At 41.8% G+C, this 10,144-nt stretch carries 8 protein-coding genes (1 of these 8 only partly in view); 6 read left to right on the top strand and 2 right to left on the bottom strand.

Annotated features, from left to right (window positions below):
* Positions 1-1,439 carry the 5' portion of an IS1634 family transposase gene (locus DHBDCA_RS09430; protein ID WP_015042137.1) on the bottom strand. 331 nt of this gene lie to the left of the window's left edge, so 1,439 of the gene's 1,770 nt are visible here — the first part of the coding sequence; it begins with the start codon at positions 1,437-1,439; the stop codon falls past the left edge of the window.
* 357 nt (positions 1,440-1,796) lie between these two features.
* Here DHBDCA_RS09430 and DHBDCA_RS09425 point away from each other — a divergent pair, with 357 nt between their 5' ends.
* The 3 genes from DHBDCA_RS09425 to DHBDCA_RS09415 all read left to right on the top strand — a co-directional run bounded on the left by DHBDCA_RS09425 (position 1,797) and on the right by DHBDCA_RS09415 (position 3,846).
* On the top strand, positions 1,797-2,546 hold the full coding sequence (locus DHBDCA_RS09425) for a Rid family hydrolase (protein WP_015043994.1): 750 nt from the start codon (positions 1,797-1,799) through the stop codon (positions 2,544-2,546).
* A gap of 199 nt (positions 2,547-2,745) precedes the next feature.
* On the top strand, positions 2,746-3,384 hold the full coding sequence (locus DHBDCA_RS09420) for a DedA family protein (RefSeq protein ID WP_015043993.1): 639 nt from the start codon (positions 2,746-2,748) through the stop codon (positions 3,382-3,384).
* Positions 3,385-3,408: 24 nt separating this feature from the next.
* Positions 3,409-3,846, top strand: coding sequence for a YkvA family protein (locus DHBDCA_RS09415; protein ID WP_015043992.1), 438 nt, complete (start codon positions 3,409-3,411; stop codon positions 3,844-3,846).
* Between the two features lie 83 nt (positions 3,847-3,929).
* Here the strand turns inward: DHBDCA_RS09415 and DHBDCA_RS09410 are convergent, their stop codons facing one another.
* Complete coding sequence (locus DHBDCA_RS09410) at positions 3,930-4,610, bottom strand: manganese catalase family protein (RefSeq protein WP_015043991.1); 681 nt, start codon at positions 4,608-4,610, stop codon at positions 3,930-3,932.
* Between the two features lie 164 nt (positions 4,611-4,774).
* On the opposite strand from DHBDCA_RS09410, the gene DHBDCA_RS09405 reads away from it, so the two are divergent.
* From DHBDCA_RS09405 to DHBDCA_RS09395, 3 genes are all read left to right on the top strand, one after another.
* Positions 4,775-5,191, top strand: coding sequence for a spore coat protein (locus DHBDCA_RS09405; RefSeq protein WP_015043990.1), 417 nt, complete (start codon positions 4,775-4,777; stop codon positions 5,189-5,191).
* A gap of 123 nt (positions 5,192-5,314) precedes the next feature.
* Entirely contained in the window at positions 5,315-5,788 is a 474-nt protein-coding gene (locus tag DHBDCA_RS09400; protein WP_015043989.1) for a spore coat protein, read from the top strand.
* Positions 5,789-6,728: 940 nt separating this feature from the next.
* The gene (locus DHBDCA_RS09395) at positions 6,729-10,028 is read left to right on the top strand and encodes a hypothetical protein (protein WP_242824888.1); all 3,300 of its coding nucleotides are present in this window, start codon (positions 6,729-6,731) and stop codon (positions 10,026-10,028) included.
* Positions 10,029-10,144 lie beyond the last annotated feature (116 nt).

Below are 10,144 nucleotides of genomic sequence, written 5' to 3'. Positions count from 1 at the left end.
CTAAGGTCAGTCTTAAGTATTCTAAAACTCTCTTCGATCTTCCATAGTCCTCCGTATATCTTGGAAACCTCATCTGTGCTCAAGTTCAGGTTGTTGGTAATGACCGCATAATACCCATCATAGCGGGCGGCTTGCTCAATTTTTGCTTCATCCAGCTTCCAATCTTCTGTGTCAAGCTCCATCTGCAAAAACTGATTGCAACCCCGTTTTACTGCAGCCTTAAGCTGATAGGGTTTGTCAAGGCGTTTCTTGAGCTTCTCTAGTACGCGTTCCCTGTCGGATCTGTCTTTGTTAGCCCGTTTGGCCGACCAGGTTAAGTGTATCTTTACGGGAATTTTTTCAATAGTGTACTTCCTGGGCCTTCCTCTTTTTTTCTTTTCAGCACTTTCCTCATCCTGATCTATGGGAACCTTGACCTCCAGTATTTGCTCTACGATCTTGGAACGAGAGGTTATCTCCCCTGTGGCAAGGTCCACACTATCTTGCCATCCTTCGTCGTTCCATACAAGTTCCTTAAAGGAGTCAGGAGAACGCTTTAAAGTATAGCTGATGACGAAGTCGTGCCCACCCTTGCAGAGGTACTCAAGATTGCTGCCGCTGTTGAGTCCTCTGTCGGCAACCACCGTGATCTTTTCCAGCCTGTACAGACTCTTAAGCTTCTCTACCGATCGGGTCAGAGTACACTGATCCATCGTGTTGCCTGGAAAAAGTTCATACGTTATGGGTATGCCGTTGTTGTCCAAAAGCAGCCCCATGACCACCTGAACTTCGTTATTTTTGTGATCCTTCGAGAAGCCAAACATTCGTAATTCGCCCCAGCGGGTGCTCTCAAAAGCGTACGTTGTGACGTCATAGTATGCTTCAGGACCACTGCGGCTGGTTTTCTTTTCAAAGAAGTCAGCAAGGTGGCTTATGATGGCCTCTTTCTGCTGGGAGAGTACATCAAGAACATCGTAAAGGACATCGATCCCAAGAGAAAGGATACCCGCATAGGAATTCTGTTCCAATGCACTCGCATGGATACTGCAAGGATCTGCGCAGCGATGGGCGACAAGGTAGAATAGAGCTTGTCCAACAGCTGTAGCATTGCGCTTTCCGCAATTAGCAAGAAAAAAGGCGTCTAACCCCATAGTGCTCCAAAGCTGTTTGATTAGCGCATGACCGAACCTGAAGGAAGGAACAACATCCTGAGGTGATGTGATGTCCATAACGGTAACGCTTAAAGCGAGAGGAGCGTTCGTTTCCTTCTTTGCCCTTGTCAGTTCAGCTGCTTCAGCCTTAAGCTTGGCAATAATGTCCGGATCCTCAGCGAGCATTCGTTCATAGTTACCAATCGTCTTCACGACATGCGTCTTTTTCTTCGTTGTTCCCGGAATACGGGTATCTTCTCTAAACTGTATGACCCGGGCCTTGCCCGAGCCTGTTATGGCAACGTACATACAGAAGGCTCCTCTGGATAAAAATATCTAAAACTATTATACCATAATCGCAACTAATATAAAAGGACATAATAGGACAAAATATAATATATTTTCTACATAAAAATCAGCCCTGAACTCCGCTATCTAAACGGTTTTCAGGGCTGAGTGCTAGCAGTTTTTCGTCTTATAAGTCCTAAAGTCAGGATGTAGTCTCTTCATATATGGATGGCTTAGTGCCGTGGTGCTAAGGATGGTAAGGGAACAGCGCAGGTAACTAAAGGGGTACATGTAAACAATGTACCCCTTTGCTTTCCATGAATAATTCAGTATACTATAGGGTAAATTGATTGAGAAATAGCAGTAAATGGAGAGTAAATGATGGATACACTTCGGACTAAAGAAAATCAGCCCGGGCATAATGGTGAAGACGATAACTATCTATTTTTTTCCAGCCTGGAGCTCATTGACTATTTTGTTAATAACTTAGCAGATAAAGATATCAGAACTCAAACGAAAAGAATACTTGAAATGGCCAGAGTTCTTATGAGAAAAAAAGATTTTAAGCTGGAAGATATTTATTCAGTACTCATTATGGTTAGAAATATCGGACTTGGTTCCCAGATTGATGAAGTCTTTTCTTTATATTTTAAAGAAGGAAATTACCCTATCCGGGTTTTTATTCAAATTGCAGATTTAGAAAGCACAGCCGATGTTGAACTGGAATTTTCAGCCTACCGAGGTCAAAAAAAATATATCAATAACGGAAAGCTTTTTCTGTCTGAAGGGCCTTTCTCACAAGGGGTTATCATAGAAAATTATTATCACGGTTCTGCTATACAGCCCTTTTCTCCACTTGACCAAAGGCTTATTGATGGTGACTTCAAGCAGGCTGTCAGGCAGTGCTTGGAGAACCTGAAGAATACGCTGGAGTCGGCAGGGAGCAGTTTAAATCGGGTTTATTCTTTTATGGTTTATTTAAAAGATTTGAATGCACTTCCCGAGGTTGAAGAGATCGTCGGACAGTATATCTCTAATCAGGGTGAAATACTCCAAGACGCAATAAAGATTGAGCAGTTTAAGGGCAATCATAATATCGAAATTGCTTGTTCTGCTTATTTGTGCTAATCATAGTGGGATTTATTACATATTTTTGATAGAATTCTAAGACAATTTTAAGAGCAGGCTGCTAATCTGATTATCAAGATTTAATATTAGTTGTTTCTTGTTCTTTTGTCATGGTTATATTACTATATTAAAGGCAAGGAAATGATTCGAAAATCTAACGTGTTTATTTAAAATGCTTGTTTGAATGAAGGAGAATTTGATGGAATTTATTACGAGTTTGATTGATATTGTCTTACATATTGACAAATACCTGGATATGTTGGTCCAAACGTACGGTGTCTGGGCGTATCTGATTATCTTTTTAATCATTTTTTGTGAAACCGGACTTGTTGTAACACCGTTTCTGCCGGGGGATTCTTTGCTTTTTGTCATCGGGGCTCTGGGAGCAACAGGGGCGATGGATATTAAATTTGCTTTTATCTTACTGCTTATTGCGGCAATCGCAGGAAATACGCAGAATTATTTTATTGGAAGATTTTTTGGACAGAAAGCCTTCAATTGGAAAGACAACAGACTCTTTAAAAAGAAATATCTCATTCAAACTCATGGTTTTTATGAAAAACATGGCGGGAAAACGATTTTTATTTCACGGTTTTTACCAATTATCCGGACATTTGCACCATTTGTCGGAGGGATCAGCAACATGAGGCTGTGGAAGTTCATGCTCTACAATATATGTGGGGCTTTGGCCTGGATTTCACTTTTTATGATGGGCGGATATTATTTTGGGAACATTCCGACAGTCGAACAGAACTTTTCATTAATCATTTTTGCGATTATTTTCATCACTGTTTTACCAAGTGTCATTTTTGCTCTTCGCCAAAAGTTTTCGTCGTAAAGGTGCATTCAGGAGGATAGAAAAATGGCTGATAATATTAAGGAAATTGAACAATACGAAGATGCAGAGATCATAGTTGAGCCACAGGAGATGGAGCGCTGGCAGAACAAGGCTAAAGACTATGTGGACAACCCTGTAAAGACGGAAAATTTGCTTACTGAAGCCCTGAAAAAAGCGGATAACAATAAAAACCGCGATGTAATCCAGAATATCTGGGATAAAATTCAGTTGCTCTTTTCTTTATTAAAAGACTGGTTAAACGGTGATTACAGAACGATCTCCAAAACGGCCATAATTTCTGTAATTGCCGGACTTATCTATTTCGTATCCCCTGTTGATCTTGTTCCTGATTGGATTGCTGCACTGGGGCTAGTCGATGATGCTGCTGTTCTTGCGCTAATATTCAACCAGTTAGACAAGGAATTGACCAAGTATAAAAAATGGAAAAGCCTTGAGTTCTAATATACGATAGGACAACGATAGAATTAATGACAGGAAAAACACAAACAACCCGAGAATTAAATCCCGGGTTGTTTTTATTATATTTAGTGGGGTTGATCAGGAGTATTGAATCTTGGCGCTTGGGGGTCTTTAAGTTCATTGAAGTACTTTCCAGGTGTTGAGAGATCAAAGTATACCTTGGAATCCTGAGTAACTCCCCAGTCTTGGAGTGAGCCTGTATTCTGGAGCATATTGAATGCTTCCCGGAAAAGTGTATTATGTGCTTCTTCCCTATTCAAAAGGAAGTCAATCGTTTCTCTTACCCCTTTATCGTTAATCTGCCGGTAGAGATATTCATAAACTACTTTTGCCCTTGTTTCAGCCGATATATCTGACAGTAGATCCGCAGCGAGATCGCCGGTACACTCGATATATGCTCCGGTCCAGGGATAGCCTGAAGCATTGGTTAACATGGGGGCAAGTCCGCCGATGACATGTGATTCCACGGTGCCAACAGAAGTATTCATGGCTTCAAGCGTGTGGCCATTTAATAGATTGACTGTCTGGGCGACCATTTCCATATGACTTAATTCTTCTGAAGCAATATCCATGAAAAGATCCTTAATCTTTTCATCTTTGATGCGATAACTCTGAGACAGATACTGTAAAGCTGCTTTGAGCTCACCATGCGGTCCGCCTAATTGATCTAACATTAAAGATGCATAATTTGGGTTAGGACCGTCGACGCGTACATCTTTCAGCAGCTGCTTATCATGTTTGAACAAATGTATTTCTCCCTTCATTCAGATTTTAATCGTTCGTTACCTTCTATAGTCTTGCAATATTCTTATTGATTATACAAAGAAGAATAATTGAATTTTAACTTTTTGCATAATAACAATAGATTTTCAGCAAAATATAATGGAGATTGATAATAGGAGGAACTGAAATGCAATTAAGCCAGAAAGAAAAAATGCTTTTAGAGGACCTGAAAAGCCACGAGCAAATGTTTGCTCAAAAATGCAGTGAATTTGCCAATCAAGCTCAAGATCCGCAACTCAAACAACTCTTTCAGAACATGGCGCAGCATGAACAGCAGCATGTCCAAAAAATCGATCAAAGTTTGAGCCAAACTTCCGGAACATCAGGCCAGCTTCAGGGCATGACGGGTCAAAAAGATTCGATGCTTTGCCATGATATGCTCTCAACAGAAAAATATCTCTCTGGGGCCTATAATACAGTAATTTTTGAAATCCAGGATACCTCCCTCCGTCAGGACCTGAATAGTATACAGAGTGAAAAGCAAAGGCAGGGGGAAGAAATCTTCAGGTATATGCAAAATAAAGGAATGTATACGGTTCACTAAAAAATGAAAGAGGGTATCGCCAACCACTACAAAGTAGTAGTTTTGCGGTTCCCTCTTTCATTTTCGTATCTTTAGGAACAATTTCAGCAAGATCATAGATCATCAAAAATGTTGGAGGGTTACATGATGCAGCTTACAAGTAAAGAAAGATCTTTATTGGAAGATTCCAAGAGCCATGAAGAACTGTGTATTAAGAAGTACAATAACTATGCCGGTCAGGCCCAGGATCTGCAGCTTCAACAGTTGTTTCAGAGCCTGGCGCAAAAAGAGCAGGAGCATCTAACAAGCCTTAACCAGATTTTAAGCGGCGGGATACCGAATATCCAACAGGGCCAACAGGGCCAACAGCAGCAACAGCCCCAGTTTATGACGTCCGGTATGGGACAGGCCGGAATGGTCAATCAGCAGGATGCCGATCTTTGTCAGGATATGCTTTCAACGGAAAAACATATTGCTTCGACGTACAATACGGCCATTTTTGAATTCAGAGACACCAACATCCGCAAAGTATTAAATCATATCCAGACAGAAGAGCAGCAGCATGGCGAATCTATTTATAACTATATGCAAAGCAAAGGGATGTATCAGGTCCATTGAGATACACGAATATCTCAAAACCTCAGCTTTTTAAATTTCCAGACCCTGGAGCGATATTGTTACTGGCTCCGGGGTCTGATTGTTCATTGTGATTGCTTGTAAGTAAAAGCTATACCGAAGAATAATTTTCGGTTATTTTTTTGTAATTTTTTAAAGCCTAAGATTTATCTGCACACCTCATGTCCTAAAAAGCATATTTATAAGCATGTACTGAAATATTGGTTAAATTTAACACAAAAAAGAATTTCTAATAATAAAAGGAGGAAGAATGGTGGTCGATAACCCCGAAAATGAACAAAAAGCAAGTGGAAAAATATCTCGCAAAAATTTTGTTGACTGCTTACAAATCATAAAAGATGAATTAAGAGATATTCAATCGTCAGTAAGCAGTATAAAAGATGTTGGGGATATACAAAGTCTAGATAGTTCTGAAAAAGGACTTTATTTTTCAGAAATTAAGGCTTCCAGCGCGCGAGCATTTAATAGCTATAAATCTATATTGGACACCTTAAAATTTATTTCTAATAAAACCGGTGTTAAACCCAGTATACTGGAATCAATAATTAATGTTATTGAAGACGGTTTTGTATCAATAAGGTCTCAGATAGACAATATCAAAGAAAGTCCTGGAGTTGAAGCGGTATTACGGAAAGAGAATTCTTTAACAACGATCAAACAAATATGTGAAAAGTCATTAATATGTATTGAGGTACTGGGGGGACTTTTCTTATGTGGTGAGACGTTAAAAATTGTTCATGAAAGAAAGCCAGATAATGAAACATGTCCCAAGAATTTGCCTGGCAGAAAAAAGATTGTGATTGTTAATAATAAAAAAATATGTATTACTGCAGCAGGCGTACTATTTCTCTGCAATAAGGCACTTAAATTCCATTGTAAAAAAAAGGAACACTGTCATAAGCATTCTGACTGCAAGAAAATATTGAAATTGCTTGAAAGCCCAACTTTTGGACTAGCAGAAATTAAAACAGAAGTAAAATCTATAGAAGACGCTGTTTACCATCCGTTTTTTGGCCTGCAGGAGATCAAATCCGAGGTTCAGCTTATCGAGTTTGAAGTCCAGAATATTGAGAAAAAGTTAGATAGTCCAACATTCGGACTTGCAGAGATTAAGACCGAAGTATTCAGTATCGGTACACTGCTGGAGAGCATCTATACGAGCATCATCGGAGCAACCTTTGGATTAGCAGAGATCAAATCCGAAGTCGCCGCAATCGAAGGAGCAGTGTTCAGTCCGACATTTGGGTTAGCGGAAATCAAGACCGAAGTCTTTAGCATTGGAACCTTGATTGAAAGTATCTATACGAGCATCATCGGAGCAACCTTTGGATTAGCAGAGATCAAATCCGAAGTAGCAGCAATCGAAGGAGCAGTCTTCAGTCCGACGTTTGGGTTGGCCGAGATCAAGACCGAAGTCTTTAGTATTGGAACCTTAATTGAAAGTATCTATACGAGCATAATCGGAGCAACCTTTGGGTTAGCAGAGATCAAATCCGAAGTAGCAGCAATCGAAGGAGCAGTGTTCAGTCCGACGTTTGGGTTGGCAGAGATCAAGACCGAAGTGTTCAGCATTGGAACCTTGATTGAAAGTATCTACACGAGCATAATCGGAGCAACCTTTGGGTTAGCAGAGATCAAATCCGAAGTAGCAGCAATCGAAGGAGCAGTGTTCAGTCCGACGTTTGGGTTGGCAGAGATCAAGACCGAAGTATTCAGCATTGGAACCTTGATTGAAAGTATCTATACGAGCATAATCGGTGCAACCTTTGGATTAGCAGAGATCAAATCCGAGGTCGCAGCGATCGAAGGAGCGGTCTTCAGTCCGACATTCGGATTGGCAGAGATTAAGACAGAAGTATTCAGCATCGGCACATTGGTCGAAGGAATCTACACGACCTTAGTAGGCTCAACTTTCAGCTTAGGTGAGATCAAATCTGAAGTAGCAGCAATCGAAGGAGCAGTGTTTAGCCCAACATTTGGGTTGGCGGAGATCAAGACCGAAGTCTTTAGCATCGGCACACTGGTCGAAGGAATCTACACGACCTTAGTAAGCTCAACCTTCAGCCTCCAGGAGATCAAATCCGAAGTAGCAGCAATCGAAGGAGCAGTGTTCAGCCCGACGTTTGGGTTAGCGGAGATTAAGACAGAAGTGTTTAGTATTGGTACTCTGATTGAGAGTATCTACACGAGTATCATCGGAGCAACCTTTGGGTTAGCAGAGATCAAATCTGAAGTAGCAGCAATCGAAGGAGCGGTTTTCAGCCCGACATTCGGTTTGGCTGAGATCAAGACCGAAGTGTTCAGCATTGGCACGTTAGTTGAAGGCATCTACACGACCTTGGTAAGCTCAACCTTCAGCTTAGGTGAGATCAAGTCTGAAGTCGCAGCGATTGAAGGAGCGGTTTTCAGCCCGACATTTGGGTTAGCTGAGATTAAGACGGAAGTCTTTAGCATTGGCACGTTAGTCGAAGGCATCTACACGACCTTGGTCAGCTCAACCTTTAGCTTGGGTGAGATCAAGTCCGAAGTAGCAGCGATCGAAGGAGCAGTGTTTAGCCCGACGTTTGGGTTAGCTGAGATTAAGACAGAAGTGTTTAGTATTGGTACTCTGATTGAGAGTATCTACACGAGCATCATCGGAGCAACCTTTGGATTAGCAGAGATCAAATCTGAAGTAGCAGCAATCGAAGGAGCGGTGTTCAGCCCGACATTTGGGTTGGCAGAGATCAAGACAGAAGTGTTCAGCATTGGAACCTTGATTGAAAGTATCTACACGAGCATAATCGGTGCAACATTTGGGTTAGCAGAGATCAAATCCGAGGTCGCAGCGATCGAAGGAGCGGTCTTCAGTCCGACATTCGGATTGGCAGAGATTAAGACAGAAGTATTCAGCATCGGCACACTTGTCGAAGGAATCTACACGACCTTAGTAGGCTCAACTTTCAGCTTAGGTGAGATCAAATCTGAAGTGGCAGCAATTGAAGGAGCAGTGTTCAGCCCAACGTTTGGATTGGCCGAGATCAAGACGGAAGTCTTTAGTATTGGCACATTGGTCGAGGGCATCTATACGGCGTTAGTCGGTTCCACTTTCAGTCTGCAGGAAATCAAGTCTGAAGTGGCAGCAATCGAAGGAGCGGTGTTCAGTCCGACATTCGGATTAGCAGAGATTAAGACGGAAGTCTTTAGCATCGGGACACTGGTCGAAGGAATCTACACGACCTTAGTAGGCTCAACCTTCAGCTTAGGTGAGATCAAATCTGAGGTCGCCGCAATCGAAGGAGCGGTGTTCAGTCCGACATTCGGATTAGCAGAGATTAAGACGGAAGTCTTTAGCATCGGGACACTGGTCGAAGGAATCTACACGACTTTAGTAAGCTCAACCTTCAGTTTAGGTGAGATCAAATCCGAAGTAGCAGCAATCGAGGGAGCGGTATTCAGTCCGACGTTTGGATTGGCAGAGATCAAGACAGAGGTATTCAGCATCGGCACTCTGGTCGAAGGGATCTACACGACCTTGGTAGGCTCAACCTTCAGCTTAGGTGAGATCAAGTCTGAAGTAGCAGCAATCGAAGGAGCAGTGTTTAGCCCGACGTTTGGGTTGGCTGAGATTAAGACCGAAGTATTTTCAATTGGAACCTTGGTTGAAGCCATTTTCACGACAGTAGAAAATTTGTCCGGGAGCACATTTATCGAAGCAATCTATACAGCAGTCTATAGCCCGACGTTTGGGTTAGCGGAGATTAAGACCGAAGTCTTCAGTATCGGCACCCTGGTCGAAGGTGTCTACACGGCTATTTATAGCCCGACCTTTGGTTTAGAAGAGATTAAAACCGAAGTATTCCAATTATTGAAACAAAGCTTCAGTAAGGATTTGACTACCGGTATTGCTCAAAGAGATAATCCGAATAATAATGATGATTTTTACGTCGAGGTTTTGAACAATACAGCAGCTACTGTCAGTGTAACGCTTTCGGTCTTTGATTATTCTTCAAGTACGGGAATTGCGGCCCTTGGGACGCCAACCCTACTGACCATTGCGCCAGGCAATGTAATAGAATTTGCTAGTTTGAATCTTAATGCAACAGTCTTGAATAGGTATGAGGTTACACTAACCAATGTCCAGGATGGAATCTATATTTGGTCGGCTTTCCGTCTCGCCAGCGGAGAATTGAGCCCGGCGAATACCTTCAGAGCGGGTGAATTTGTACCGCTTCTGCCCTAATAACAATAACACGTTGGCGGAAAGCTTCATTTCAGTCGTCATTAAATCAAATTCCGTTTTTCATCCGGTCAGCAATCAATACGCTGACCGGATGCTCATATCAAATAAGAATTGAA

It is taken from the genome of Dehalobacter sp. DCA, from assembly GCF_000305775.1.
GTDB lineage: Bacteria > Bacillota > Desulfitobacteriia > Desulfitobacteriales > Syntrophobotulaceae > Dehalobacter > Dehalobacter alkaniphilus.
The sequence above is the reverse complement of the archived record's forward strand: the minus strand, read 5'-3'. Positions and strand labels throughout refer to the sequence as shown.

What these genes read in the sequence shown, in the direction of transcription:
- DHBDCA_RS09425 (WP_015043994.1), top strand. Translation starts at nt 1,797, where the DNA reads ATGATGGATACACTTCGGACTAAAGAAAATCAGCCCGGGCATAATGGT.
- DHBDCA_RS09420 (WP_015043993.1), top strand. Translation starts at nt 2,746, where the DNA reads ATGGAATTTATTACGAGTTTGATTGATATTGTCTTACATATTGACAAA.
- DHBDCA_RS09415 (WP_015043992.1), top strand. Translation starts at nt 3,409, where the DNA reads ATGGCTGATAATATTAAGGAAATTGAACAATACGAAGATGCAGAGATC.
- DHBDCA_RS09405 (WP_015043990.1), top strand. Translation starts at nt 4,775, where the DNA reads ATGCAATTAAGCCAGAAAGAAAAAATGCTTTTAGAGGACCTGAAAAGC.
- DHBDCA_RS09400 (WP_015043989.1), top strand. Translation starts at nt 5,315, where the DNA reads ATGATGCAGCTTACAAGTAAAGAAAGATCTTTATTGGAAGATTCCAAG.